Source organism: Massilia hydrophila, from assembly GCF_020208145.1.
Lineage (GTDB): Bacteria > Pseudomonadota > Gammaproteobacteria > Burkholderiales > Burkholderiaceae_D > Telluria > Telluria hydrophila.
Genome location: NZ_JAHYBX010000004.1, coordinates 103,363 through 128,167, shown reverse-complemented (window position 1 = coordinate 128,167; position 24,805 = coordinate 103,363). Strand labels below are relative to the sequence as shown.

The window sequence follows — 24,805 nt, the reverse complement described above, 5'->3', positions numbered from 1 at the left end:
ACTTCATGCGGAGCCGAGCGCGCGTGCCGGCAGCGTCATCGGGTTGCCAAGGCCGGTGCCGGCGCCGGCGCCGGACCATGCCGGCAGGAGGATTTCGAATGCGGTGCCGCTGCGGCCGCTGCGGCAGGCGATGTGCCCGCCCAGTTTCTTGACCAGGCTGTGCACGATCGACAGGCCGAGGCCATGGTGGGCGCCGTCCTTGGTGCTCTTCACCGGCGAGAACAGGTGGGCCAGTACGTCACGCGACAGGCCCGGTCCGTTGTCGCTGACGACCAGCTCCAGGTACAGGTGGCGCTCGCGGTTCACGTGGCCGCGGTTGACGATCTCGACCCGGCCGCCGTTCGGGCCCAGGGCCTCGATCGCGTTCTTCACCAGGTTCACCAGGATCTGCTTGAGCACGTCGGCGTCACCCTCGATGCGGGTCGCTTCCTCGTGCATGGTGACCGCGATCTCCACCGAGGCGGGCACGAAGCCGGTGCTGCGGAACAGGCGCTGCACTTCATCGACCACCTTGGACACGTCGGTCGGACGCGGGCCGGCATCGCTCGGCTTCAGGTCGGCCAGGCTGCTGACCAGCTGGCCGACGCGGTCGATCTCCTCGTTCAGGATCGACATCTCGCCGCCCACCGGCTCCTGGCGCGCCAGCTTGCTGTCGAGGACACTCAGGTAGTTCTTGATGATCGACAGCGGGTTGTTCACCTCGTGCACCACGCGGCGCGAGGCTTCGCGGTATTCGTCGGCCACGTGCGCCAGCTGGCGTCGCGCATGGCCGCGCTCGAGCAGCATGTTTTCCAGGGCGCTGGCGGCCTGCGCCCCGAAGGACTGCATGAAGCGCTCGCGCCGCTGGCAGTAAGGAACCTGCCAGGCGGCGATGCCGCCGATCAGCACGCCCAGGCAGCGCGCGCCGGCCACCAGCGGCACGCACACCAGGCTGTCGGTGCCGAGCATGCGCAGCAGCTGCTCCTCGGCCAGGCCGATCGCCCCGCCCGCGCCGTGCTCGCGTCCGATGAAGGCCGGACGGCGCTCCAGCGCGCTCTTGGCGATCGCGCCGCCCTTGGCCAGCGGCACCGCGAACTCGGCGATGCGCTGGCTGCCCTGGGTAGGTGCGCCCACCAGCGCATGGCCGGTCGGATTTTCCAGCAGCACCACGGCGCTGCCGAAGTCGAACAGGATGCGCGCCGAGCGCGTCATCGCTTCCAGCAAACCCGATTCGCCCTGCGTACGCGCGAAGCTCTGCCCTACTTCCGAGACCAGCACCATGTTGCGCACTTCTTCCGACAGGCGCTGCTGCACCGGATCGAGCGCGGGCGGCGCGAAGGCCGGCGGCGCCGGCACCTCGTCGGCGCCCTGCAGGTCGATGCCCAGGTGGGCGGCGGCCTTCTCGACCTGGCGCGCGGCGCCCAGCAGCATCGGCTCGACGTGGCCGGCGTCGATGCCGCACAGGGCGGCCGCTTCCAGCACCAGGGTCTCGTCCTCCGGATGGCAGGACAGCACATGGGCCAGGCGCACGATGCGGATCAAGGGGTGGGCCGACTCCAGGCGTTCGCTCGGCTCGTGGTGGTACAGCACGGCGTCGGCCAGGAAGGAGTCGAGCTGCCAGCGCTCGATCAGCCAGGCGCCGGCTTCGGCATGGGTGATCTGCAGCGTGCGCTGCTCGACCGCGCACAGGTCTTCGTCGTCGCGCGCGGTGAAGTTATAGGAGTATTCCTTGGGCGCGGTGGCCAGCAGCGCCAGGCGGCCGACGTTGTGCAGCAGGCCGGCGAGATAGGCTTCTTCCAGGTGCGGGTAGTCGACCGCGCGCGCGATTTCCTTGGCCATCACGGCCGCGCTCAGCGAATTCTTCCAGAACGCGCGCAGGTCGGTGCTGCCCGAGTGCGGGAAGTTGTTAAAGGTCTGGAACACCGAGTCGCTGATGACCAGGGTCTTGATCATGTCGGTGCCGAGGGCGACCAGCGACTGCTCGAGGTTGACGTTGCGGTGATGGCGCTGGTAGGCGGAACTGTTGGCGACGGCCAGCAGCTTGCCAGTCATGCCGGCATCCTTCGAGATCAGGGCGGCCAGTTCCGGCATGCCGAGGTCGTCGGCCTGCAGGTGTTCGATGAGACGCACGAGGATCTGCGGCATGGCCGGCAGACGGGCAATCAACAGGCGATTGCGGATATCCTGATCCGAAGCTTGCATGGTCTCAAACGTGGCCGCTTGTCGAGGGTTGTTCCAGGCAGCCCAGGACGGGCTGCCACAAGGTCTTGCTCGTTGATCTAGCGCACAGAACAATGTTTTCACGTTTGTTCTAGGCACGAAAAACTTATCTTAGCATATAGACATTTCTGATTAGGAACAATACTTTCTGAAAAAAGTGTTGCCCGAATGTGTCGCCTAATGTGTCGCCCCCCTTCGCGCCCAGCCGGGCGCCACAAAGGCGGATGAAAGATTATTTCATATATGTATGCATATATGAAAGATTATTTCATGGGCAAAAAAAGGCCCGTTTCCGGGCCGGGGCAATTTACGGCATCGGATGGCCGTCGCGGATCTTGCGGCGCCGGTAGCGCCGCGCGGTCGCCCACAGCGCGATCGCCAGCAGGGTAAAACCGGCCTGGCCGAGCGCCAGCGAGAGCACCGAATGCGAGAGCATCGGTGCGATCACGCCCGCCACGATCGCGCCCATCAGCGTGGTCACGAAGGACTGGCAGGAGGCCACGGTACCGCGGATGTGCGGGAACAGGTCGAGCGCCAGCAGGGTCGCGCCGGGCGCGATGATGGAACTGCCGAAGGTGAAGAAGAACATGTGGACCACGCTCCAGGGCAGCGAGGGCGGCAGGAAGCTGTGGTAGGCCACGTTGAAGGCGATCGCCCCCAGCATGAAGAAGAAGCCGACCCGGATCTGGCGCGCGAAAGTGAGCTTGCCCGCCATGCGGTTGGCCGCCAGCGCGCCCAGGAAGATGCCGCTCACGGTGGGCACGAACAGCCAGGCGAACTGTGACGGGCCGAGGCCCAGGTGCTCGGGCAGCATCACCGGCGCGGCCGCGATGTACAGGAACAGGCCGGCGAAGTTCATCGCCACCACGCCCGACTTCATGTGGAACAGGAAGGAACTGAAGATCGCGCCGTAGCTCTGGGCCAGGAAGCGCGGATTGAACGGCTGGCGCTTTTCCTTCGGCACCGTCTCAGGCAGGTGCTTCCAGGAGAACCAGCCCAGCGCCACCGTGTACACGCACAGCGCCAGGAAGATCGCGCGCCAGTCGAAGAAGGTGACGATCCAGCCGCCCAGCACCGGCGCGATGGCCGGCGCGATCGAGAAGATCATGGTCACCATCGACAGCAGGCGCGCGGCCGCCGCGTCCGAATACAGGTCGCGAATGATGGCGCGTCCCACCACCACCCCGGCTCCCGCCGACACGCCCTGCATGATGCGGAACACCCACAGGTAGTGCACCGACGAGGCCGAGGCGCAGCCGAAGGTGCCGATCGCGAACACCACCAGCGCCACCAGGATCACGTTGCGCCGCCCGAAGGCGTCGGACAGCGCCCCGTGCCACAGCACCATGCCGGCGAAAGCCAGCATGTAGGCGGTCAGGGTCTGCTGCACTTCCAGCGCGGACGCGCCCAGGTTGGCGCGGATCTGCGGGAAGGCCGGCAGGTAGGCGTCGATCGAGAACGGTCCCAGCATCGACAGTCCGGCCAGCAGCGTGGCCAGGCCGCCGGCCGAGAGCATCGCGACCTTGTGCGGCGGGGGCAGCGGCACCGGCGTGACCGGATCCTTGGGCAAGTCGTCGGGTTCGGTCGGCGGCAGCATGGAGGCTTATTGCTCCTGTGTGGGTTTCGCGGGTTTGGCTTCCTCGCGGCGGTTGAAACCGGCCACCATGTCGAAGCGGAACAGGCGGCATTCGAGCGCGCCGTTGAAGAACGGGGTCTTGCGCGCTTCCTTCAGGCGCAGCAGCTTGGGCAAGCTCAGGTCCGCCGTGAACAGGAACACGGTCCAGCCGGCGAAGCGCTGCTTGAGCGTGGTGCCGAGCGCGGAATAGAAGGACACCGCCATCTCGTCCTGCGGCACCGTCGAGTCGCCGCGCACGCCGATCCGCTCGCCGTAGGGCGGATTGGTCAGCAGGATACCGGGCTGGCTGGTAGGCGGCGATACGTGCTGGGCCTCGATCTGCTTGAGCGGCACCTCGAACAGGATGCCGGCCACCTTCAGGTTATGCCGCGTCATCGCCACCATGTCGCCCGAGATGTCGGAACCGAAGATGGTCGGCTCGGTCGGAACAGGGTTGGGCTTGATCTCCGCTTTGAGCGCGGCCCAGGCTTCGCGGTCGAAACCGGCGAATTTTTCGAAGGCGAAGCGGCGCCGCGCACCCGGCGGGATGCCCTGCACCATTTGCGCCGCTTCGACCAGGATGGTGCCGGAGCCGCACATCGGGTCGAACAGGGGAACGCCCGGCTTCCAGCCGGCCACGCGCAGCATGCCGGCGGCCAGGTTTTCGCGCAGCGGCGCGTCACCGGTCTCTTCGCGCCAGCCGCGCTTGAACAGGGCTTCGCCCGAGGTGTCGAGGTAGATGATGAAATTGCGCTGGTCGAGGAAGCCGACGATGCGCATGTCCGGTTCGCGGGTGTTCACCGAAGGGCGCTTGTTGAACTGGTCGCGGAAGCGGTCGCAGACGGCATCCTTGATCTTCAGGGTCGTGAATTCCAGGCTTTTCAACGGCGACTTCACGGCCGTGACGTCGACCCGGATCGTGTGGTGCACGCCGAACCAGTCTTCCCAGGGCTGCTCGAGCACCAGGTCGTAGATGTCGTTCTCGTTGTTGTAGCTGCGCTGGCCCATGCGCATCAGCACGCGCGAGGCGATGCGCGAGTGCAGGTTGATGCGGTAGGCGTCTACCAGCGAACCGGAGCAGTGCACGCCGCCCGGCACCTGGTTGTGCACCTTCATCGTGGTGCTGTGCTGGGCGATCTCGCCCAGTTCGTCGGCCAGTGCCGCTTCCATGCCGCGCGGGCATGGGCAAAAATAGGAGGCCATGAGGAGTACCCTTTGTCCGTTTGAATGAAATGAGTCAGGCGCCGCCGGTCCGCACCGGCGGCAATGCTATGCGGTGATGCTGTTCAGAACGGCTTGACGACGACCAGGATCACGATCGCCAGCAGCAGCAGCACCGGCACTTCGTTGAAGTAGCGGTACCAGCGGTGGCTGCGCGCGTTCGCGCCGCGCTCGAATTTCCTGAGCAGCGAGCCGCAGGCATGATGGTAGCCGATCGTCACGATGACCAGCGCAAGTTTCGCGTGCAGCCAGCCGCCCTTGATCCCGAAGCCCAGCCACAGCCAGATGCCCAGTACCAGGGCCGGCACCATCAGGATGGTGGTGAAGCGGTACAGCCGGCGGCCCATGCCCAGCAGGCGCTCGAGCGCGGCCGGATTGCTTTCCTGGGCCAGGTTCACGAAGATGCGCGGCAGGTAGAACAGCCCGGCGAACCAGGAAGCGATGAAGACGATGTGCAGGGCCTTGATCCAGAGGTACATGCAGGTTCCTTGTTGTTGTCTAGCTGCGTACTTCGCCGTGTCCGAACACGACGTATTTCAGCGAGGTGAGTCCTTCCAGCCCGACCGGCCCGCGTGCGTGCAGCTTGTCGTTCGAGATGCCGATCTCCGCGCCCAGTCCGTACTCGAAGCCGTCGGCGAAACGGGTCGAGGCGTTCACCATCACCGAGGCGGAATCGACCTCGCGCAGGAAGCGCAGCGCGGCGCTGTAGTCCTCGGTGACGATCGATTCAGTGTGCTTCGAGGACCAGGTGTTGATGTGGTCGATCGCGCCGTCGAGCCCTTCCACGACGCGGATCGCCAGCACCGGGGCCAGGTATTCCGTGCTCCAGTCCTGCTCGGTCGCGTGCTTCAGCCACGGGTAGCCGGCGAGGATGGCATGGGCTTCGGCGTCGGCGCGCAGCTCGACCTGCTCGGCCTGGTACAGCTGCGCCAGTTGCGGCAGCACGGTGGGAGCGATGGCGCGCGCCACCAGCAGGGTTTCCATCGTGTTGCAGGTGCCGTAGCGGTGGCACTTGGCGTTGAAGGCGACCGGCAGCGCCTTGGCGATGTCGGCCTTGGCGTCGATGTAGACGTGGCAGATGCCGTCCAGGTGCTTGATCATCGGGACCGTCGCTTCCGCCATCAGGCGCGCGATCAGGCCCTTGCCGCCGCGCGGGACGATCACGTCCACGTACTGCGGCATCGTGATCAGGGCGCCGACGGCGGCGCGGTCGGTCGTGTCGACCACCTGCACCGCGTCCAGCGGCAGGCCGGCGCCGGCAAGGCCCTCGGACACCAGTTTTGCCAGCGCGCGGTTGCAGTGGATGGCTTCCGAGCCGCCGCGCAGGATGGCCGCGTTGCCGCTCTTGATGCACAGGCCGGCCGCGTCCACCGTCACGTTGGGGCGGGCTTCGTAGATGATGCCGATCACGCCCAGCGGCACGCGCATCTGGCCGACCTGGATGCCGCTCGGGCGCGACTTCATGTTGGTGATTTCGCCGACCGGATCGGGCAAGGTGACGATCTGGCGCAGGCCGTCCACCATGGTACGGATGGCGCCGTCGGAAAGCTGCAGGCGGTCGAGCAGGGCCGGCTCCAGGCCTGCGGCGCGGGCAGCGATCATGTCTTCCTGGTTCGCCGCGCGCAACACGGCGGCGTCGCGCTCGATGGCGTCGGCGATCAGGAGCAGCGCGCGGTTGCGGGTAGCGCCGTCGGCGCGCGCCATGGCGCGCGACGCGGCACGGGCCTTGCGGCCCATCGAGTGCATGTGTTCGGTGATGTCCATCGTGTAGCCCGTTTTCGATAATGTGTGGCGAAGTGGCGGATCGAACGTGATTCGACCGCGTGGGCGGGAGACCCGCCCACCCTACCGATGTGCGTAGGGTGGGCGGATTTCCGCCCACGCGGTCAACCGGCAAAAGAACAGCCGCGCAACGATTACCGCGCCACGCGCAGCGCCAGCTGCAACATGGCATCCCACGCATCCCCGGCAAACGCCTTCGCGCGCAGGCCCTTGACCATCCGGTCCACCTGCGCCGCGTCCTGCAGCGCGGCTTCCAGCGTGGCGAGCGACACGCGCCGCAGGGCCGGTTCCATCATGCGTTCGCGCGGTCCCCAGATGCGGTGTTCCTTGAGCAGCGCCCCCAGCGGCCGGCCCTGCGCCATGCCGGCCTTCAATTTTAGCAGCGTGCGGATTTCTTCACTGACGGCCCACAAGACCAGCGGCAGGGCCTCGCCCTCGCCTTTCAAGCCATCGAGCATGCGCGCCAGCCGCGCCGGGTCGCCGTGCAGCATCGCCTCCGACAGCTTGAACACATCGTAGCGCGCCACGTTCAGTACGGCGTCATGCACCTGCTCGAAACTCAGCTTGCCCGGCTCGTACAGCAGGCCGAGCTTCTGGATTTCCTGGTGCGCCGCCAGCAGGTTGCCCTCGACGCGGTCGGCGATGAAGTCCAGGCTCTGGCGCTCGGCCCCCTGTCCCTGGGCGGACAGGCGCATGCCGATCCAGTTCGGCAGCTGGGCGCGCTCCACGTTGGGAATCTCGATATACACCGCGCCCCCCTGCAGCGCCGTGACCCACGAAGCCTTGGCGGTCTGCCAGTCCAGCCTGGGCAGGGTGATGAGGGTCAGGTTGTCGGGACCGAGGTCCTTCGCGTAGGCCTGCAGGGCGGCGCTGCCGTCCTTGCCGGGCTTGCCGCCCGGGATGCGCAGTTCGATCAGCTTCTTGTCGCCGAACAGGGACATCGCCTGGTTCGCCGCCAGCAGCTCGCCCCACTTGAAATTGCGCTCGACCGTGAGCACCTCGCGCTCGGTATAGCCCTGGGCGCGGGCGGTCTTGCGGATGCGGTCGGCCGCTTCCAGCGCGAGCAGGTGCTCGTCGCTGGTGATCACGTACAAGGGCGCCAGGCCCTTGGCCAGGTGGCCCTCGAGGGCCTCAGGCCGCAGTTGCATACAAGGGCTTCACAGCGGTTTGATGGCCGCCAGGCGGCGCAGGATCTGCTGCACCAGGTCGGCCTGCATGTCGCGGTACAGCAGCTGCTCTTCCGATTCCTTGGCCAGCACCTGCGATTCGTCGAAGGCGATGTTGCGGCGCAGGGTGATCTCCGTCGGGCCCAGCAGCTCCTTGTTGTTGGCATCGCGCACGCGGAACACCAGGGTGTAGCTGAGCGAGTATTCGCGCACCCGGCCCAGGCTGTTCAGCGACAGGATCGCCTTGCCGCGCGACTCGGACAGCACATCGAACAGCGCCTGCGCCTTCGAGGCGTCGTCCTCGATGCGCACGGTGTCGCCCGCGCGCAGGTTGCGCTTGAGCTCCGTGCCCAGCGGCGAGGTCTCGGGGAAGGCCAGGTAGATGCTCTGGAAGGGCATGTTGTACTGGCCGGTCGAGCCGCGCAGCTGGAAGCCGCAGGCGGCAAGGCTGGCGGCCAGCAGGAATGCAGCGCAAGTGCGCACCACGGTCGTCTTCATCGCTTACACCACGATGTTGACGAGTTTGCCCGGCACGACGATGACCTTCTTCGGCGTGCCTTCGATGAATTTCTGCACCGATTCCTCGGCCAGCGCGGCCGCTTCGATGCCGGCCTTGTCGGCATCCTTGGCCACCTTGACCGAGCCGCGCAGCTTGCCGTTCACCTGGATCATCAGCTCGATCTCGGACTGTTCGAGCGCTGCCGGGTCGACTTGCGGCCACTGCACGTTGAGGATGTCGCCGTGGACGGCGGCATAGCCCAGGTCCTGCCACAGCGCGTGGGTGATGTGCGGCGCCACCGGATTCAGCAGGCGCAGGAAGATCGAGAAGCCTTCGGCGACCACCGCATTCGACGCCGCACCTTCCGCCAGCTTGCTCGATTCCAGGGTGTTGAGCATCTTCATGCAGGCCGACACCACCGTGTTGTACTGGATGCGCTTCAGGTCGTAGTCGGCCTGCTGCAGCACCTTGTGCACTTCGCGGCGCAGGGTCTTCTGGGCGTCGTCATAGGACGCCTGCTGGCCGCCCTGCAGGGCGCTCGCGATGCGCTCGCGCTGCGCGTAGCCATAGGCCCAGACGCGGCGCAGGAAGCGGCTTGCGCCTTCGACGCCGCTGTTCGACCATTCCAGGGTCTGTTCCGGGGGCGACGCGAACATGGTGAACAGGCGCGCCGTGTCGGCGCCGTACTGCTCGATCTGGGCCTGCGGGTCGATGCCGTTGTTCTTCGACTTCGACATCTTCTCGGTGCCGCCGATCGTGACCGGGTGGCCATCCGCCTTCAGCACCGCGCTCTGCGGGCGGCCCTTGTCGTCGAAGGTCAGCTCGACGTCCGCCGGGTTGTACCAGGTCTTCTTGCTGGAAGCGTCTTCGCGGTAGTAGGTCTCGTTCAGCACCATGCCTTGCGTGAGCAGGTTGACGAAGGGCTCGTCGAATTTCAGCAGGCCGAAGTCGCGCATCACCTTGGTCCAGAAGCGCGCGTACAGCAGGTGCATGACGGCGTGCTCGATGCCGCCGATGTACTGGTCCATCGGCATCCAGTAGTCGTTGCGCTCGTCGACCATCTTCTCGTTCGAACCCGGCGAGGTATAGCGCATGTAGTACCAGGACGAATCGATGAAGGTGTCCATCGTGTCGGTCTCGCGGCGCGCCGGCTTGCCGCATTTCGGGCAGGTGCAGGCCAGGAAGGTTTCGTCCTTGTTCAGCGGGTTGCCGGTACCGTCCGGGACCAGGTGTTCCGGCAGCACGACCGGCAGGTCCTGCTCGGGCACCGGTACCGCGCCGCAATCGCCGCAGTGGATCATCGGGATCGGCGTGCCCCAGTAGCGCTGGCGCGAGATGCCCCAGTCGCGCAGGCGGAAGGTGACCTTCTTGTCGCCCAGGCCCTGGGCGGCAAGGTCGCCCGCCACGGCATTCACCGCCGCGATGTAGTCCAGGCCGTCGTACTTGCCAGAGTTGATGGTCTTGCCCTGCTCTTTGTCGCCATACCACTCCTGCCAGCCGTCGAGCGAGAACTCCTGGCCTTCCACGCTGACGACCTGCTTGATCGGCAGCTTGTATTTGGTGGCGAAGCCGAAATCGCGCTCGTCGTGGCCCGGCACGCCCATCACGGCGCCGTCGCCGTAGGTCATCAGGACGTAGTTGCCGACCCAGACCGGCAGCTGCTCGCCGGTGACCGGGTGCGTCACGGTGAGACCGGTCGGCATGCCCTTCTTTTCCATCGTCGCCATGTCGGCTTCGATGACGGAACCCAGCTTGCACTCGGCGATGAAGGCCTGCAGTTCCGGGTTGTTCCTGGCCGCGTGCTGGGCCAGCGGGTGCTCGGCCGCCACGGCGCAGAAGGTCACGCCCATGATGGTGTCGGCGCGGGTGGTGAAGACGTACAGCTTGCCTTCGTTGATGGGCTCACCCGAGTCGTCCTTGATCTGGTGCGGGAAGGCGAAGCGCACACCGGTCGACTTGCCGATCCAGTTGGCCTGCATGGTGCGCACGCGCTCCGGCCAGCCCGGCAGCTTGTTGTCGACGTAGTCCAGCAGCTCGTCGGCGTAGTCGGTGATGCGCACGTAGTACATCGGGATCTCGCGCTTCTCGATGGGCGCGCCCGAGCGCCAGCCGCGGCCGTCCACCACCTGTTCGTTCGCCAGCACGGTCTGGTCCACCGGATCCCAGTTCACGGTGCCAGTTTTCTGGTAGATGATGCCTTTTTCCAGCATCTTGAGGAACATCCACTGGTTCCACTTGTAGTATTCCGGCTTGCAGGCGGTCATCTCGCGCGACCAGTCGATGGCCAGGCCCATCGATTCCATCTGCTTCTTCATGTGCGCGATGTTCGAGTAGGTCCATTCGGCCGGCGGCACGTTGTTCGCCATCGCCGCGTTCTCGGCCGGCATGCCGAAGGCGTCCCAGCCCATCGGCATCAGGACGTTGTAGCCGTTCATCCGCAGGTAGCGGTACATCACGTCATTGATCGTATAGTTGCGCACGTGACCCATGTGCAGCTTGCCCGACGGGTAAGGCAGCATCGAGCAGGCGTAATACTTGCCTTTCGGGAAACGTGGGTCGTGTTCGACGGCCTTATAGGCGTCGATCGACTTCCAGTAGGCCTGGGCGGCTTGTTCTACTTCGGCTGGACTATATTTTTCTTGCATGATTTCTGCAGACGTAATGAGGGGTGGAACCGGACATTATACTGGTTCGTTTTGCACTGCGGCGAAGTGTGCCGCCGCGCTTGCAAGAAGGCTTGGCGAAGGCGATCGTCAGAATAATGTACCGGCTACAATGTCATTTTTCCAAAACATAATTAAAAAGGAATGAACATGTTCGGACGTTTGGGAGCCAAGCTTGGCTTTGTGGCTGTGATTGGGCTAATGACTGGTTGCGCTACCAGTGACATTGTCCCTATGGGCACAGATACTTACATGATTGCTCAGACCTCTGCTGGCGGCATGTTCAAGGCGATGAGTAGCTTGAAGACCGAGGTGATTCAAAGAGCAAACCAGTTTGCTGAAAACAAAGGCAAGGTTGCGATTCCTGTGGCATCTAAAGAGACGCTAGCTCGTCCTGGTCAAATGCCAAGCTTCGAGTATCAGTTCCGGCTTGTAGACCGAAGTGATCCAAGAGCTTCCGGCAGTGCACTTATTCCTAGAGCAGACATCGTTGTCGAGAACAATGTGACCGCTAGCATAGAGCGTAGCAGTCCAGCATCTGGTCAAAGCAAGGATGTCTATGTGGAACTGCTTAAACTGGAGGAACTCAGGAAAAAAGGCATCTTGAACGATGCCGAGTTCCAGGCGCAGAAAGAACGGATTTTAAAAACCCAATAGCGCGAAGACTGTGCCGAACTCCAATCAGCGCAGCACCAGTTTCAAGGCCGGCTTCTCGCCGTAATCCTCGTAGCGCTCGTTGATGCCGCCGACGCAGAAGCTGATCTCTTCCAGCAGGTCCGGCACCGCGGCGTTCATCTGTTCGGCGTCACGGATGACGATCTCCAGTACCTCGTTCGGCTTGAGCCGGAAGCACGTCATGTTCTCCTCGTCGCGCAGGTAGCTCATGCAATCCACCCAGGCGTCGATCGAGCCGGCGTAGTCCTCCGGGAAACCGAAGGCGCGCCGCGACTCGCGGTGAAAGGCGGCTTCGTCGACGATCGCTGCGCCGTTCAGTTCCACGCTGGCCATGCTCAAGCCTTCAGGCCCAGCACGTCGTCCATGCCGAACAGGCCATTCGGCTTGTCCGCCAGGAAGCGCGCGGCGCGCAGGGCGCCATGGGCATAGGTCACGCGGCTGCTCGACTTGTGGCTGATCTCGATGCGCTCGCCGGTGCCAAGGAACATCACGGTGTGGTCGCCCACCACGTCGCCGCCGCGCACGGTGGCGAAGCCGATGGTGGACGGATCGCGCTCGCCGGTCACGCCTTCGCGGCCGTACACGGCGCAGTCCTTCAGCTCGCGCCCGAGCGCAGTGGCGACGACTTCGCCCATCTTGAGCGCGGTGCCGCTCGGCGCATCGACCTTGTGGCGATGGTGGGCCTCGACGATCTCGATGTCGTAGCCTTCGCTGAAGCTCTTCGCCGCCATCTCGAGCAGCTTGAGGGTGACGTTCACGCCCACGCTCATGTTCGGCGCGAACACGATGCCGACCTGCTCGCCCGCGGCGCGGATCGCGGCTTTCCCGGCCTCGTCGAAACCGGTAGTGCCAATCACCATGCGCACGCCGTGGGCGGCGCAATAGGCCAGGTGCTGCAGCGTGCCTTCGGGACGGGTGAAATCAATGAGGACGTCGGCATCCTTCAGCGCGGCGGCGAGCTCGGACTGGATGACCACGCCGGTCAGCTGGCCGGCAAACGCGCCGGCGTCCATGCCGATCGAGGGTGAGGCGGCGACGTCCAGCGCGCCCGCCAGTTCGGCGTCCGGCGCGGCCAGGATCGCCTCGACCAGCATGCGTCCCATGCGGCCGCTGGCGCCGGCGACGGCAATCTTCAACGTGCTCATGGCTGCCGTTACGGTTGGATGACGGGCGCCCCGCCGACCTTGGCCGGCTCGACCGGGCGCGATTCCGCCTTGGCCTTGCTGCTGACCTTTGCCGGGCCGGCGATGCGGTCGATGTATTCACGCTCGGTCGGCAGGTTGCCGCCCTCGAAGCGCTCGACCTTGTCGTCCTTGAAGAAGACGGTGACGCGGCTGGTGGTCAGCTCGCCGTTGCCGCGCGCGAGGTAGAACGGGAAGTCCCAGCGGTCTTCGTGGAAGACGTCGGTCAGCAGCGGCGTGCCGAGGATGAAGCGCACCTGGTCGCGGGTCTGGCCAACCTTCAGCTGGCTCAGCATTTCCTGCGAGACGAAGTTACCCTGCTGGATGTCGGGACGGTAGGGCGAGAAGATCCAGAAGAATTTCTGCAGCTTGGTCGCCTGTACGGTCTGGGCGCCGGCATTGGCCGTGGCGGCCGATTTCTGGGCGTCGGCCACGATCGCGGCGGGGTCCGTTTCCACCGGCATGGCGGGACGCGTCTGGTTGCGCCAGGAAGCGCAGCCGGACAGCACCAGCGTGCATGCGAGGCCTGCCGCGAGCGCTGCCCGGGCAGAAAATCGATCAGGAACGGCTTGTTTGACGCGCATAGGTAACCTCAAAACGTTTGAGCGGGAGCTCCAAAACGCTATATCATAAAGCACTATGCCAAACTACGAGCAAGAAACGTGAGCACGCCCCATGAGTAACAACCCGACCGACCTGAAGGCAAGCGGCCTGAAGGCCACCCTGCCGCGCCTGAAGATCCTGGAAATCTTCCAGAACAGCTCGGTGCGGCACCTGACGGCGGAAGACGTCTACAAGATCCTGCTGGCCGAGAACATGGATGTCGGCCTGGCCACGGTCTACCGCGTGCTGACCCAGTTCGAGCAGGCCGGCCTGCTGAACCGCAACCATTTCGAGACCGGCAAGGCCATCTACGAGCTGAACGCCGGCTCCCACCACGACCACCTGGTCTGCCTCGACTGCGGCCATGTGGAAGAGTTCTACGACGAGGAAATCGAGTCGCGCCAGCACAAGATCGCGGTCGAGCGCGGCTACAAGATCGCCGAGCATTCGCTGGCGATCTACGGCAACTGCGTGAAAGTGGACTGCCCGCGCAAGCAGTGAGACCTGCGTCCCCGGCGCCGCCATCCAGGCTGGCTCAGGGCTGGCTCAGGGCATTCGACAACAGCTTCGCCGTGATGTCCACGATCGGGATCACGCGCTCGTAGGCCATGCGGGTCGGGCCGATCACCCCCAGGGTGCCGACGATGCGGCCATTCACCTCGTAGGGCGCGGTCACCACGCTCATCTCGTCCATCGGTACCAGCTTCGATTCGCCGCCGATGAAGATCTGCACCCCGCCCGCCTTGCTGGAGACGTCGAGCAGCTGCATCAGGCCGGTCTTTTGCTCGAACATCTCGAACATCTGGCGCAGCGAACTCATGTTGGAGGACAGGTCGGATACCGACAGCAGGTTGCGTTCGCCCGCGATCACCATGTCGTCGCCCTCGGCCATGGCTTCGCTGCCCGCCTCCACCGCCACCTGCATCAGGCGGCCCATGTCGTCGCGCAGCTGGGCCAGTTCGCCGCTCAGGCGCGCGCGCACTTCGTCGAAGCTCAGGCCCGCGTAGTTCTGGTTCAGGTAGTTGGCCGACTGGACCAGCTGGGCCGGCGAGTAGTCGGCCTCGGTCAGCAGCAGGCGGTTCTGGACGTCGCCGCGCGGATCGACGATCACCAGCAGGATCCGCTTCTCGGACAGGCGCAGGAATTCGATCTGCTGGAACACCGATTCGCGGCGCGGGCTCTGCACCACGCCGGCGAACTGCGACAGCGAAGACAGCATCTGGGCCGCGTTGGCGATGATCTTTTGCGGGTGCTGGCTCGGCAGGCGCATGTTCCGGGCGCCGACCGCGTGCTCGTCGATGTGCTGCACGGTCAGGAGGGTGTCGACGAACAGGCGGTAGCCGCGCGGCGTGGGAATCCGGCCGGCCGAAGTGTGCGGGCTAGCCACGTAGCCCATCTCCTCGAGGTCGGCCATGATGTTGCGGATCGTGGCGGGCGACAGGTCGAGGCCGGAAATCTTCGACAGCGCACGCGAGCCGACCGGCTGGCCGTCGGCGATGTAGCGCTCGACGAGGGCTTTGAGCAGGGTCTGGGCGCGGGGTTCGAGTTCCATGGGTCCGGAAAGTACGGCAGGTAGGCTGGATGCGGTCAGCTATATTATGCACGCTCGGACGCGCATGGCGCCAGTCACGCGTGCTCGCGCCGCAACCAGCCCAGCAGGCCGTCCAGGCTGCTCACCTCGGCGTCGGGCCGGACTTCGTCGCGCAGGTAATTGACCTGGCCGGTGCGGTTCATCCAGACGGCGCGCAAGCCGGCGCGCTGGGCGCCATAGACGTCCAGGCGCAGGTCGTCGCCGACATAGACCGCTTCGGCCGGCGCCACCTCCAGCTGGCGGCAGGCTTCCAGGAAGATCGCGGCGCTCGGCTTGGCCACCCCGAAGCTGGGCGCGGCCACCGAGGCGTCGAAGTGGCGCGCCAGGCCGATCGTCTGCAGGTCGGCATTGCCGTTGGTGATCGAGCCGATCTTCACCCTGCCCTTCAGGCGCAGCAGGCCGGGCAGCACGTCATCGTAGGGAATCACGGCATTGCGGGCGGCGAAGAACTCGGTCATCGCCAGCTCCACCTTGGCCGCATCCTCGCCGGCCTGTTCGAAGGCGGCGATCAGGCCGGCGCGGCGCAGGGCGCCCAGGTCGAGCTGGAACGCGGGCTGGCGCGCCAGCAGCTCGAGCCGGGCCTGGCGCAGCGTCTCGATGGTGAACTGCTGCGCCACCCGCGGCGCATGCTCGCGCAGCCAGGCGAACAGGATCTGCTCGGCTTCCAGGATCACGGGAGCGATCGGCCATAGCGTATCGTCGAGGTCGAACAGGACGGCTTTGGGCCAGGCGCGGCGCGGGTTCATGGTGCGTTTCTGTCGGGTATGGGGTGAAAGCTCAGACCTAGCATAGCGAGCACGCCTGTAGAAAGCAATCGGTCACTGCCCGCTGCGACCGCCGGTTACACCGTGATACAAAGGCAAACCGTCCAGCGGCTTGGCAAATGCACTAAAATGTTGGGCGAATAATCCTTGGATGACGAGCGTCCAGACACGTGTGCGGCATTTTCTTGTGCAAGCGGTACACGTTCACCAGTCAGATTTTTTTGGAGAAATTATGAAGAGTACCTACCTGCGTGCCGGTGCCGTGCTGGCATGCGCGCTGGCGCTGTCCGCCTGCGGCGGCAGCGATGGCGAGCTGGGCATTGGCGGTTCGTTTGCCGGCGTGACCAAATCCGGACTGGTATTGACCAACAATGGCGGCTCCGACCTCGCCATCACCCCGACCGCGGACGGCAGGGGAACCTTCTTCTTCAAGGACCTGGTGGAAACCGATTCCACCTACAACGTCAAGGTCAAGAGCATCCCGAGCAATGCGGTCAAGTGCGAGGAGTTCAACAATACCGGCAGGGCGGCGTTCACGATCAACAATATCGGCATCGTCTGCACCATCAAGCAGCATGCGCTGACCGGCAAGATCACCGGCCTGACCGGCGCCAACCTGGTGCTGGTCAACGGTGCCGACCGCGTGCCGGTCCCCGCTGGCGCCACCTCGTTCGCCATGGCCCCGGTCAGCGAAGACTCGCCGTATGGGGTCGTCGTGCTGACCCAGCCCGACAACCAGACCTGCACCGTCACCAACGGCAGCGGCACGATGGGCGAGAACGACGTGAACAGCCTGGCCGTCACCTGCGGCCCGCGCGCCTAATCTTCCTGGAGCATACCGAATGAAGTTTTCCCTGATCCGTCCGGCCAGCATGCTGGCAATGGCGCTGGCCCTCGCATCCTGCGGCGGCGGCGACGACGATACCTACACGGTGAGCGGCACCGTCGAAGGCCTGGTCTACCCGAACCTGGTGATGACCAATAACGGCGGCGACGACGTGAGCGTGGCGCCGCCGGCCAAGCCCGGCGACCCAGTCACCTTCACCTTCTCGAAGAAGCTCGAGTACGGCGATACCTACCTGGTCGCCGTCAAGACCCCACCGCTGCACCAGAGCTGCGGCATCGACCCGAACTTCAAGCTGAGCGCTGCCGACACGGCTGGCCGCCTGGGCGCCATCAATGCGCGCTTCCGGTGCTACGTCGACGCCCACGCGGTCGGCGGCAAGATTACCGGCCTGACCAAGGACAACACCGGCCTGGAGCTCGCCAATGGCAGCGTCAGCGGCAAAGTGGCGGTCGCGGCCCCGGCAGACAACACCACCGGCGCGGCCTTCGATTACCAGATCGCCGAGGTCCCGTACGGCGAGACCTACAGCATTGTCGTGATCACCCAGCCGACCGGCCGTTTCTGCACCGTCGAGAACCCGGCTGGGACCATGGGCGACGCCGCAGTCACCAACGTGAACATCAACTGCGTGCCGCGCTGACAGTTATTTGAAATACTTATGTCTTGTATGCGAAACAGGAATTGGATTTATATGCTGTAACGCAGCATAATGCTTCCTGTCTCCTCCAACTCTCCTCAGAAAAGAATTGGATTTCAGCCCGCTCCCGTAGCGGGCTTTTTTTTGTCCGCTCAGGACGGACGCTTGGCGCTGATTTTCACCACGGCGACCACCGGGATCTCCGCCGCTTCCACCACAGCCTCGGGCTGGGCCTTGCCGGCGTCGCCGGCGCGGGTGATCGCGGCTTGCGCATAGGTGCTGGCGCTTGCCAGGACCAGGGCTGCGACGAAGATGGCTTCCATGTTCTTGAGGACGTTCATTTGAGTTCTCCTTCAGCGTTTCATTGTTGGTGAGGGCCGGTTCCGGCTGTCGATGGAAGCACTTTAACGAAGGGGCCATCAAGGCTCCAGCGCAGTGCGACGGACTGCAGGAAACGGCGGCTGAAGGGAGGAAAACGCGTGTTGCGCCGCGATGTTGCGGCGCAAAAGAACAGGCCGGAGGCGGGATTAAAGCAGCTTGGCCAGGGCGACGTACTGCTCCAGCGTGACCGCTTCCGGACGGGCGCCCGGATCGATCCCGGCCTCGACCAGCTGGGCTTCGGTAAACATCCCCGCCACGCAGTTGCGGATCACCTTGCGGCGCTGCGAGAAAGCCTTGGCCACGACTTTTTCCAGGGTGGCGGCGTCGGCTTCCAGCATCTGGCGCTTCGGAATCATGCGCACGATGGCCGAATCGACCTGGGGCGGGGGATCGAAGGCGGTCGGCGGCACGATGAACAGCAGCTCCATGTCGTAGCGCCATTGCAACATCACCGACAGGCGGCTGTAAGCCTTGGTGCCCGGCTCGGCCACCATCCGCTCGACCACTTCCTTCTGCAGCATGAAATGCTGGTCCTCGACCAGGGGCGCGAATTCGGCCAGGTGGAACAGCAGCGGGCTCGAGATGTTGTATGGCAGGTTGCCCACCACGCGCAGCTTCTGCCCTTGCGCCACCGGAATCGATCCGAAATCGAATTTCAGCGCGTCGCCCGAATGGACGGTCAGCTTTTCGCGCGGATAGGCTTTTTCCAGGCGCGCCACCAGGTCGCGGTCGAGTTCGACCACGTGCATGTGGTCGAGCGACTTGAGCAGCAGCGCCGTCATCGCGGCCAGGCCGGGGCCGATCTCGACCATCGTCTCGCCGCGGCGCGGCCCGATGGCATCGATGATGTTGTCCAGGACGAGTTTGTCGGTCAGGAAGTTCTGGCCGAAGCGCTTGCGGGCGACGTGTTTCATGAGTGCTTTCTTGTTGCGTGTTCTGTTCAGGGACGGCGCGCGGCGCGCGCGGCCGCCATCTGCATGGCGGCGCGGATCGCTTCGATCATGCTGCCGCAGTCGGCCAGGCCCAGCCCTTGGGCCGCGAGGTCGAGCGCGGTGCCGTGGTCGACCGAGGTGCGCACGACCGGCAGGCCGAGCGTGACGTTGATGCCGCGCCCGAAGGTGGCGTGCTTGAGCACCGGCAGGCCCTGGTCGTGGTACATCGCCAGCACGCAGTCGGCATCCTGCAGGTACTTGGGCTGGAACAGCGTATCGGCCGGGTACGGGCCGCGCGCATCGATGCCGCGCGCACGGGCCTGTTCCAGCACCGGGGTGATGACCTCGATCTCTTCGCGGCCAAGATAGCCGTTCTCGCCCGCGTGCGGGTTCAGGCCGGTGACCAGGATGCGCGGCGCGGCGATGCCGAATTTGTCCTTCAGGTCGGCGTCGATGATATCGATCACCTGCGCCAGGCCCTGGCGCGTCAGCGCGGCCGGGACATCCTTCAGCGGCAGGTGGGTGGTGGCCAGGGCCACCCGCAGGTAGGGCTGCGCATCCGTCCCTCCTGCGGCAGGCTGGCCGGCCAGCATCATCACGACCCGCGGCGTGCCGGTTTTCTCGGCCAGGTATTCGGTATGGCCCGAGAAGGCCACGCCGGCGTCGTTGATCGTGCTTTTCTGGAGCGGCGCGGTGACGATGCCGTCGAACCAGGCGGCCTGCGCGCCTTCGATGGCGAGGTCCAGCGTGGCCAGCACCGCGCGGCCGTTTTCCGGGTCCAGCCTGCCCGGGACCACGTGGGCCGCGAGCGGCACGTCGATCACGGCCAGGCGCTCGCTGCCGAAGTGCGGCAGGCCGCCGTTGCGCAGCGCCTGGATCGACAGGGCGGAAAGGCGGATCGCGGGGTCGATCAGGCTGGCGGTCAGTGCCAGGAAGGCGGCGTCGCCGACCAGCACGCAGTTGGCGGATGCGCGCAGCGACCAGGCTGCGCGGATGGCGATCTCGGGGCCGATGCCGGCCGGCTCGCCGACCGTGACCGCAAGCGTCGGACGGCGGCTTGCCTGCATGGCCATCGGATTACTGCTCCTCGCGGAACTCGACGTAGGCGCGGTCGCGCACCTGGCGCATCCAGTCTTCCATGGCTTCCTGCAGCTTGCGCTCGCGCAGGACCTGGCGCGCCATGGCGCGTTCCTTCTGGGCGCTCTGATCTTCGCTCTTGCGCTCGACGAGGCGCAGGATGCTGAAACCGAATGGCGACTCGATGACGTCCGAGATCTCGCCCGGCTTCAGGGTGGCCAGGGCCTGGTCGAATTCCGGACCGGCGTCGCCCGGCTCCAGCCAGCCCATGTCGCCGCCCTTGGCCGCGCTGCCCGGTTCCTGGCTGTTCTGGCGCGCCAGCTCTTCGAAGGTGGCGCTCTTGTCGAGGATCTTCTGGCGCAGCTCGCGCAGCTTCTTCTTGACCTCGTCCGCGTTCATGGTCGGCGTCGGTTTCATGAGGATCACGCTGACGCGGGTCTGCTGGACCACGTCCTTCTCGGGCGCGGCGGCATCGGCCAGGCTGCGCAGCTCGGCGATCTTGAGGATGTGGAAGCCGTTGTTGGTCTTGATGACCGGGGTGACCTGGCCGGCCTTGAGCTTGCGCAGCTCGGTGGCGAAGATCGGCGGCAGGCGGTCCGGATCGCGCCAGCCGATCTCGCCGCCCTTCAGGGCGTCCGGGGTATCGGAATAGGTTGCGGCCATCTTCGCGAAGTCGGCGCCGGTGCGCAGCTGGCGCGCCACGTCGTCGGCGCGCGCGCGGCGCGCCGCGATCTGCTCGGGCGAGGCGTTCTCGGGCACGGCGATCAGGATCTGCGACAGGTTCATCTCGACCTTGTCCGCCGCCGCAGCCTTCGAGGCGGTGAGATAGGTGTCGATTTCCGCTTCCGAGACCTGGATCTTGGAGTCGACCTCGTGCTCGCGCAGGCGCTGCATCATGATCTCGTTGCGGATGTCTTCGCGGAACTGGGCGTAGGGGGTGCCCTCTTTTTCCATCTGGTTGCGCATCTCCTGCACCGACAGCTTCTGGTTCTCGGCGATGCGGGCGATCGTGCTGTCGAGCATGCGGTCGTCGACGCGCACGCCCATTTCCTTGGCCAGCTGGATCTGGGCGCGCTCGACGATCATCGCCTCGACCACCTGGCGCTCCAGCGCGGCCACGTCCGGCAGCTGCACGTTGCGCGCCTTCAGGTTCTGCACGGTCTGGGCGACGCGGCCGCGCACCTCGTTCTTCGTGATCACTTCGTCATTGACCACCACGTGGATCGAATCGATCACCTTGGCGTTGCTGGACGCCGGCGGCAGGAAGCCGCTGCCCGGCTTGGTGGCAGGCGCCGCTGCCTGCCCGGCCGGATCGCCGGACCGCTGGGCCAGTACCTGGCCCGCGGTGAGCGCGCACAGCAGGGCCGTGGCGAGCAGCGCGGCAGGCTTGCCTGCGCGCTTGGTAGTGTGCAAACGGGTGGAACGCGTCATCGGGAAAGCACTCATTCAGGGTGAATAATTATTCAGTTGCCAGCCGGGCAGTGTACATCGCTGCCGTTAAGTCGTCCTTAAAATCTCAGGGACGACCCACATTGGTATTCAGCTGCGTATAGCCCGGGACGCCTTTGCTGAACGCCTCGAGCGGGTTGCTGCCCAGGCTCAGGCGCGACAGGCCGTTGAGCTCGAGCTGGAAGAAGATCGGCGTCGAGGTGGTCTGGGCCGCGGTCACGAAGCGCTGGGCGCCGAAACGGAACACCCAGCAATCGGCCTTGTACTCGAGGCCGAGCAGGCTTTCGAGCAGCTTGCCTTTCCCGACCGGGGTCGCGCCGCCCACGCCGTAGGAGCGCAGCGCGTAGCTGACGCGCCCGACGCCGTACCAGCGCGCCGACAGCGGCCATTGCGCCGAGAAGTCGACGTTGCGGAAGCTGTCACGCTGATAACGGTACTCGGCGTTGACGACCTTCATCCGGGCCGGCTGCCACTGCATGCTCAGGTTCGAGCTATACAGGGTGCTGCCGGTCGCGTCGTATTGTACGCCGCTATCGAAAGTCCAGGTCTCGGAAATGCGGCCCGATGCCGCCAGCAGGACGTCCGAGCGGCTCTGGTGCACCGGTTCGCCCGGCAGGCGCACGCGCGGTTCGCTGAAGTACATGCGCTGGCCGAAGGCCATGCGCAGGCGCTCGGCGCCGTCCGGCTGGATGAAGCGCGACACCACCGCCGCGGTCAGCTGGTTGGCGTCGGACACCCGGTCGGCGCCGACGTAGCGGTTCTCGCTGAACAGCTGGGCGTAGTTGAAACCGGCGCGGCCGGTGTCGAAGTTCGGGAACAGGGTCTGGTCCTTGTACGGCGTGTACACATAGAACAGGCGCGGCTCCAGGGTCTGGGTGACACCGCGGCCGAACAGCGAGGTGTCGCGCTCGAACACCAGGCCACTGTCGAGCGAGAAGGTGTTCAGGCTGCGCGACAGCTTGGTCGGGCCGGTATAGCTGGCGGTACGGTCCAGGTCGTACCTGGTGTGGTGGCTGATCAGCTTCGGGGTCAGGAACCAGCCCGGGCGCACGATCGGGTAGCTGGCCTGGGCCACGGTCACGGCGCGGTTGCCGCGCACCCAGTCCGGGTGCCGGAAGCTGACCGCCTCGGCGTCCAAGGCCCAGTCGAAGCCGGCGACGTCGTAGCGGCCGGCATGGAAGTTAATCTGCGGCAGCCGGTCGTAGGGACGCGGCACCGTCAGGCGCGCATCCTTGGCGGCGGCCGGATCCTGCAGCACCTGGTAGTTCTGGGCACGCGCCGACAGGCTCCAGAAGCGGCCGACGTAGTCGGTGCGCACCTCGCGCAGCAGCTGGCGCTCGGCGCTGACCGCCACCGTGCGCGAGAAGTCGCTCGGGTATTCGTTGTCCGAGGCAGCGTGCAGGTTCCAGCCGTAGGACCAGCCCGGCCCCAGGGTCTGGGTGTGGACCGAGTCCACGCGCCAGCGGTCCTCGCCGGTCTCGCGGTCATGGCGCAGGCCTTCGACATGGGTCTCGCCGTTGTAGGGACCGCGCCCGGTCACGCCCAGGTAGCGCCCGGTGGCGCCGAGCTGGAGGCCGCGGTCGAACATCATGCGCGGGAACACCGTCAGGTCGCGGTTGGGCGCGATGTTGAAGTAGTACGGCACCATCACCTCGGCCTTGCCCTTGGCGCCGAAGCCCATGGTCGGCGCCAGCCAGCCGGAGCGGCGCGCGCCCGACAGCGAGAACGACAGGGCCGGGGTGCCGAGGATGGGCACGTCCTTGAAATAGATGATGGTCTTGCCGGCCAGGCCGACGTCGCGCCCGCTGTCCAGGCGCAGCGTGCTCGATTTCAGGTACCAGTCCGGATCCGGCCCCTCGCAGGTACTGTAGGTGCCGTCGCGCACCAGCGCCACGTCCTCCCCCAGGAAGTCGATGCGCGAGGCGTTGCCCTGGGCGTTGTTCAGCTGCAGGCGGTATTCCGGACGCAGCAGATAGCCCTTGCCGGTCTCCAGGTTCAGCTGCAGCTCGTCGCCCTTGTAGCGGTCGCCGAAGCGCCACATGTTCACGTTGCCGGTGGCCGTGACCTGGTCTTCGACGCGCAGGTAACAGGCGCTGTCGGCGGTCAGGCGGGTCTGGCCGCGCGTCAGTTCGACATCGCGCTCGAGGTTCAGCTGGCGGTCGGGGCGGCCGCTGATCTCCTCGGCGCGGATCGTGACCGGAAGGTCCTGCTCGCTCGCATGGGAGGCGGGATGTGGTGCAGCGGGTACAGTCTGGGCATGCAGCGGCGCCGACGTGGCGATCGCGGCCGTCGCCAGTACATACAATGCGCGCACTTGCCGTGGAGGAAATGGGTGGGCCGAAAACCAGCTCATGGAGAATCTGCGTGCGCCATAAAGGGCGGTATTTTTGGAATGAATCCCTTATTATATGGGAACTTACTCAACCAACCGGATTCACCAGGCCGTTTCATGTCTTCTTTGTATCAAAATCACTTCACTTCCGGCGGCCCCGACGCGCGCCTGCAGCAGCTGGCCGAATGGCTGGCATCGACCGGCCTGGTGGAAGTGGAAAGCGGCCGTCCGGCATCCGCCGATGCCAGTTTCCGCCGCTATTTCCGCTACGACGTCGTGCCCGCCATGCGCGAGAAGCTCGGCGCGACCCTGGTGGCCATGGACGCGCCACCGGAACGCGAGAACGTCCCCGCCTTCATCCACGTGCAGGGCCTGCTGCTGGAAGCCGGCGTCACGGTGCCGGCGATCGTCGCGCGCAAGGTCGACAGCGGCTTCCTGCTGCTGTCCGACCTCGGCGTGACCACCTACCTGCAGCGCCTGGACGCGGACAATGCCGCTTTCATGTATTCGGACGCGGTCGATGCCCTGCTCAAGTTCCAGCTCGCCAGCCAGCCGGGCGAGCTGCCCGAGTTCGACCGCGCCTTCGTGCTGCGCGAGATGAACCTGTTCCCGGAGTGGTACATCGAGCGCCACCTGGGCGTGAAGCTCGATGCGAAACAGCAGGAACAGCTGGACAAGGTGTTCGAGGCGATCACCGCCAACGTGCTGGCCCAGCAGCAGGTCTACATGCACCGCGACTTCCATTCGCGTAACCTGATGTGGCTCGAACAGGGCAACCCGGGCGTGCTGGATTTCCAGGACGCCGTCTACGGCCCGGTCACCTACGACCTGGCCTCGCTGCTGCGCGACGCCTACATCCAGTGGGACGAAGAGATCGTGCTGGACTGGGTGGTGCGCTACTGGCAGAGCGCCAAGGCGGTCGGCCTGCCGGTGAACCCGGACATCGACGCCTTCTACCGCGACTTCGAGTTCATGGCCCTGCAGCGCCACCTGAAGATCCTCGGCATTTTCTGCCGCCTGAACTACCGCGACAGCAAGCCGCACTACCTGGGCGACCTGCCGACGGTGATGGACTACGTGCGCCGCACCGCCGGCCGCTACACCGAACTGAAACCGCTGATCCGCCTGCTCGACGCGCTCGAGGACAAGGCGCCGGCGGTCGGCTACACCTTCTGACGACGAGTCCATTTC

At 65.5% G+C, this 24,805-nt stretch carries 23 protein-coding genes; 5 read left to right on the top strand and 18 right to left on the bottom strand.

The features are described 5' to 3' along the window. Positions 1-3: 3 nt before the first annotated feature. The 8 genes from LE190_RS12515 to leuS all read right to left on the bottom strand — a co-directional run bounded on the left by LE190_RS12515 (position 4) and on the right by leuS (position 11,127). A complete protein-coding gene (locus LE190_RS12515; protein ID WP_225239014.1) occupies positions 4-2,181 on the bottom strand; it encodes an HDOD domain-containing protein in 2,178 nt (725 codons plus the stop codon). Between the two features lie 325 nt (positions 2,182-2,506). Continuing rightward, positions 2,507-3,796 carry a multidrug effflux MFS transporter gene (locus tag LE190_RS12510; protein WP_225239013.1) on the bottom strand — a complete coding sequence of 430 codons (1,290 nt, stop codon included), beginning with the start codon at positions 3,794-3,796 and terminating at the stop codon, positions 2,507-2,509. 6 nt (positions 3,797-3,802) lie between these two features. After that, positions 3,803-5,017 (bottom strand): THUMP domain-containing class I SAM-dependent RNA methyltransferase, encoded by a 1,215-nt coding sequence (locus tag LE190_RS12505; RefSeq protein WP_439847487.1) that lies wholly within the window; start codon positions 5,015-5,017, stop codon positions 3,803-3,805. An 83-nt stretch (positions 5,018-5,100) separates the two neighbouring features. Next, complete coding sequence (locus LE190_RS12500) at positions 5,101-5,514, bottom strand: CopD family protein (protein ID WP_225239012.1); 414 nt, start codon at positions 5,512-5,514, stop codon at positions 5,101-5,103. Between the two features lie 19 nt (positions 5,515-5,533). After that, entirely contained in the window at positions 5,534-6,799 is a 1,266-nt protein-coding gene (locus LE190_RS12495; protein ID WP_225239011.1) for a glutamate-5-semialdehyde dehydrogenase, read from the bottom strand. A 152-nt stretch (positions 6,800-6,951) separates the two neighbouring features. Next, on the bottom strand, positions 6,952-7,965 hold the full coding sequence (gene holA / locus LE190_RS12490; RefSeq protein WP_225239010.1) for a DNA polymerase III subunit delta: 1,014 nt from the start codon (positions 7,963-7,965) through the stop codon (positions 6,952-6,954). A gap of 9 nt (positions 7,966-7,974) precedes the next feature. Then, the gene (locus LE190_RS12485; protein ID WP_225239009.1) at positions 7,975-8,481 is read right to left on the bottom strand and encodes an LPS-assembly lipoprotein LptE; all 507 of its coding nucleotides are present in this window, start codon (positions 8,479-8,481) and stop codon (positions 7,975-7,977) included. A gap of 3 nt (positions 8,482-8,484) precedes the next feature. Then, complete coding sequence (gene leuS, locus LE190_RS12480) at positions 8,485-11,127, bottom strand: leucine--tRNA ligase (RefSeq protein WP_225239008.1); 2,643 nt, start codon at positions 11,125-11,127, stop codon at positions 8,485-8,487. A 168-nt stretch (positions 11,128-11,295) separates the two neighbouring features. Here leuS and LE190_RS12475 point away from each other — a divergent pair, with 168 nt between their 5' ends. After that, complete coding sequence (locus LE190_RS12475; protein ID WP_225239007.1) at positions 11,296-11,802, top strand: SHOCT domain-containing protein; 507 nt, start codon at positions 11,296-11,298, stop codon at positions 11,800-11,802. A gap of 24 nt (positions 11,803-11,826) precedes the next feature. On the opposite strand, the gene LE190_RS12470 is transcribed toward LE190_RS12475, so the two are convergent. Genes LE190_RS12470 through LE190_RS12460 form a run of 3 tightly spaced genes read right to left on the bottom strand, consistent with a single transcriptional unit; the run spans position 11,827 to position 13,585 of the window. Further along, the gene (locus LE190_RS12470) at positions 11,827-12,153 is read right to left on the bottom strand and encodes a barstar family protein (RefSeq protein WP_225239006.1); all 327 of its coding nucleotides are present in this window, start codon (positions 12,151-12,153) and stop codon (positions 11,827-11,829) included. Between the two features lie 2 nt (positions 12,154-12,155). Then, positions 12,156-12,965: a 4-hydroxy-tetrahydrodipicolinate reductase gene (gene dapB, locus LE190_RS12465; protein ID WP_225239005.1), complete on the bottom strand. Its 810-nt coding sequence runs from the start codon at positions 12,963-12,965 to the stop codon at positions 12,156-12,158. Between the two features lie 8 nt (positions 12,966-12,973). Continuing rightward, on the bottom strand, positions 12,974-13,585 hold the full coding sequence (locus LE190_RS12460; protein ID WP_225239004.1) for an outer membrane protein assembly factor BamE: 612 nt from the start codon (positions 13,583-13,585) through the stop codon (positions 12,974-12,976). A gap of 91 nt (positions 13,586-13,676) precedes the next feature. Between LE190_RS12460 and fur the strand changes: the two genes are divergently transcribed. Further along, the gene (gene fur, locus LE190_RS12455; RefSeq protein ID WP_224947504.1) at positions 13,677-14,105 is read left to right on the top strand and encodes a ferric iron uptake transcriptional regulator; all 429 of its coding nucleotides are present in this window, start codon (positions 13,677-13,679) and stop codon (positions 14,103-14,105) included. Positions 14,106-14,139: 34 nt separating this feature from the next. On the opposite strand, the gene hrcA is transcribed toward fur, so the two are convergent. Beyond that, a complete protein-coding gene (gene hrcA / locus LE190_RS12450) occupies positions 14,140-15,156 on the bottom strand; it encodes a heat-inducible transcriptional repressor HrcA (protein ID WP_225239003.1) in 1,017 nt (338 codons plus the stop codon). A gap of 74 nt (positions 15,157-15,230) precedes the next feature. Further along, positions 15,231-15,941 (bottom strand): HAD family hydrolase, encoded by a 711-nt coding sequence (locus LE190_RS12445; protein ID WP_225239002.1) that lies wholly within the window; start codon positions 15,939-15,941, stop codon positions 15,231-15,233. A gap of 250 nt (positions 15,942-16,191) precedes the next feature. On the opposite strand from LE190_RS12445, the gene LE190_RS12440 reads away from it, so the two are divergent. Further along, positions 16,192-16,782 (top strand): hypothetical protein, encoded by a 591-nt coding sequence (locus LE190_RS12440; RefSeq protein ID WP_225239001.1) that lies wholly within the window; start codon positions 16,192-16,194, stop codon positions 16,780-16,782. A gap of 19 nt (positions 16,783-16,801) precedes the next feature. Beyond that, the gene (locus tag LE190_RS12435) at positions 16,802-17,446 is read left to right on the top strand and encodes a hypothetical protein (RefSeq protein ID WP_225239000.1); all 645 of its coding nucleotides are present in this window, start codon (positions 16,802-16,804) and stop codon (positions 17,444-17,446) included. A gap of 149 nt (positions 17,447-17,595) precedes the next feature. Here the strand turns inward: LE190_RS12435 and LE190_RS12430 are convergent, their stop codons facing one another. From LE190_RS12430 to LE190_RS12410, 5 genes are all read right to left on the bottom strand, one after another. Further along, the gene (locus LE190_RS12430) at positions 17,596-17,784 is read right to left on the bottom strand and encodes a hypothetical protein (RefSeq protein WP_225238999.1); all 189 of its coding nucleotides are present in this window, start codon (positions 17,782-17,784) and stop codon (positions 17,596-17,598) included. 186 nt (positions 17,785-17,970) lie between these two features. Beyond that, complete coding sequence (gene rsmA / locus LE190_RS12425; RefSeq protein ID WP_225238998.1) at positions 17,971-18,738, bottom strand: 16S rRNA (adenine(1518)-N(6)/adenine(1519)-N(6))-dimethyltransferase RsmA; 768 nt, start codon at positions 18,736-18,738, stop codon at positions 17,971-17,973. Positions 18,739-18,764: 26 nt separating this feature from the next. Then, positions 18,765-19,823, bottom strand: a complete 1,059-nt coding sequence (gene pdxA, locus LE190_RS12420) for a 4-hydroxythreonine-4-phosphate dehydrogenase PdxA (RefSeq protein ID WP_225239153.1) — start codon at positions 19,821-19,823, stop codon at positions 18,765-18,767. 10 nt (positions 19,824-19,833) lie between these two features. Beyond that, positions 19,834-21,264 carry a peptidylprolyl isomerase gene (locus LE190_RS12415; RefSeq protein ID WP_225238997.1) on the bottom strand — a complete coding sequence of 477 codons (1,431 nt, stop codon included), beginning with the start codon at positions 21,262-21,264 and terminating at the stop codon, positions 19,834-19,836. 85 nt (positions 21,265-21,349) lie between these two features. Beyond that, the gene (locus LE190_RS12410) at positions 21,350-23,635 is read right to left on the bottom strand and encodes an LPS-assembly protein LptD (protein WP_225238996.1); all 2,286 of its coding nucleotides are present in this window, start codon (positions 23,633-23,635) and stop codon (positions 21,350-21,352) included. 96 nt (positions 23,636-23,731) lie between these two features. On the opposite strand from LE190_RS12410, the gene LE190_RS12405 reads away from it, so the two are divergent. Beyond that, positions 23,732-24,790 carry an aminoglycoside phosphotransferase family protein gene (locus LE190_RS12405; protein WP_225238995.1) on the top strand — a complete coding sequence of 353 codons (1,059 nt, stop codon included), beginning with the start codon at positions 23,732-23,734 and terminating at the stop codon, positions 24,788-24,790. The last annotated feature ends 15 nt before the right edge of the window (positions 24,791-24,805 follow it).

Bases quoted from the DNA above. Each gene is read 5' to 3' on its own strand.
- LE190_RS12435 (WP_225239000.1), top strand. From the start codon at position 16,802: ATGAAGTTTTCCCTGATCCGTCCGGCCAGCATGCTGGCAATGGCGCTG.
- LE190_RS12515 (WP_225239014.1), bottom strand. From the start codon at position 2,181: ATGCAAGCTTCGGATCAGGATATCCGCAATCGCCTGTTGATTGCCCGT.
- LE190_RS12440 (WP_225239001.1), top strand. From the start codon at position 16,192: ATGAAGAGTACCTACCTGCGTGCCGGTGCCGTGCTGGCATGCGCGCTG.
- LE190_RS12405 (WP_225238995.1), top strand. From the start codon at position 23,732: ATGTCTTCTTTGTATCAAAATCACTTCACTTCCGGCGGCCCCGACGCG.
- pdxA (WP_225239153.1), bottom strand. From the start codon at position 19,823: ATGCAGGCAAGCCGCCGTCCGACGCTTGCGGTCACGGTCGGCGAGCCG.
- dapB (WP_225239005.1), bottom strand. From the start codon at position 12,965: ATGAGCACGTTGAAGATTGCCGTCGCCGGCGCCAGCGGCCGCATGGGA.
- hrcA (WP_225239003.1), bottom strand. From the start codon at position 15,156: ATGGAACTCGAACCCCGCGCCCAGACCCTGCTCAAAGCCCTCGTCGAG.
- LE190_RS12430 (WP_225238999.1), bottom strand. From the start codon at position 17,784: ATGAACGTCCTCAAGAACATGGAAGCCATCTTCGTCGCAGCCCTGGTC.
- rsmA (WP_225238998.1), bottom strand. From the start codon at position 18,738: ATGAAACACGTCGCCCGCAAGCGCTTCGGCCAGAACTTCCTGACCGAC.
- fur (WP_224947504.1), top strand. From the start codon at position 13,677: ATGAGTAACAACCCGACCGACCTGAAGGCAAGCGGCCTGAAGGCCACC.
- LE190_RS12445 (WP_225239002.1), bottom strand. From the start codon at position 15,941: ATGAACCCGCGCCGCGCCTGGCCCAAAGCCGTCCTGTTCGACCTCGAC.
- LE190_RS12415 (WP_225238997.1), bottom strand. From the start codon at position 21,264: ATGACGCGTTCCACCCGTTTGCACACTACCAAGCGCGCAGGCAAGCCT.
- LE190_RS12510 (WP_225239013.1), bottom strand. From the start codon at position 3,796: ATGCTGCCGCCGACCGAACCCGACGACTTGCCCAAGGATCCGGTCACG.
- LE190_RS12475 (WP_225239007.1), top strand. From the start codon at position 11,296: ATGTTCGGACGTTTGGGAGCCAAGCTTGGCTTTGTGGCTGTGATTGGG.
- LE190_RS12460 (WP_225239004.1), bottom strand. From the start codon at position 13,585: ATGCGCGTCAAACAAGCCGTTCCTGATCGATTTTCTGCCCGGGCAGCG.
- LE190_RS12470 (WP_225239006.1), bottom strand. From the start codon at position 12,153: ATGGCCAGCGTGGAACTGAACGGCGCAGCGATCGTCGACGAAGCCGCC.
- holA (WP_225239010.1), bottom strand. From the start codon at position 7,965: ATGCAACTGCGGCCTGAGGCCCTCGAGGGCCACCTGGCCAAGGGCCTG.
- leuS (WP_225239008.1), bottom strand. From the start codon at position 11,127: ATGCAAGAAAAATATAGTCCAGCCGAAGTAGAACAAGCCGCCCAGGCC.
- LE190_RS12505 (WP_439847487.1), bottom strand. From the start codon at position 5,017: ATGGCCTCCTATTTTTGCCCATGCCCGCGCGGCATGGAAGCGGCACTG.
- LE190_RS12410 (WP_225238996.1), bottom strand. From the start codon at position 23,635: ATGAGCTGGTTTTCGGCCCACCCATTTCCTCCACGGCAAGTGCGCGCA.
- LE190_RS12495 (WP_225239011.1), bottom strand. From the start codon at position 6,799: ATGGACATCACCGAACACATGCACTCGATGGGCCGCAAGGCCCGTGCC.
- LE190_RS12485 (WP_225239009.1), bottom strand. From the start codon at position 8,481: ATGAAGACGACCGTGGTGCGCACTTGCGCTGCATTCCTGCTGGCCGCC.
- LE190_RS12500 (WP_225239012.1), bottom strand. From the start codon at position 5,514: ATGTACCTCTGGATCAAGGCCCTGCACATCGTCTTCATCGCTTCCTGG.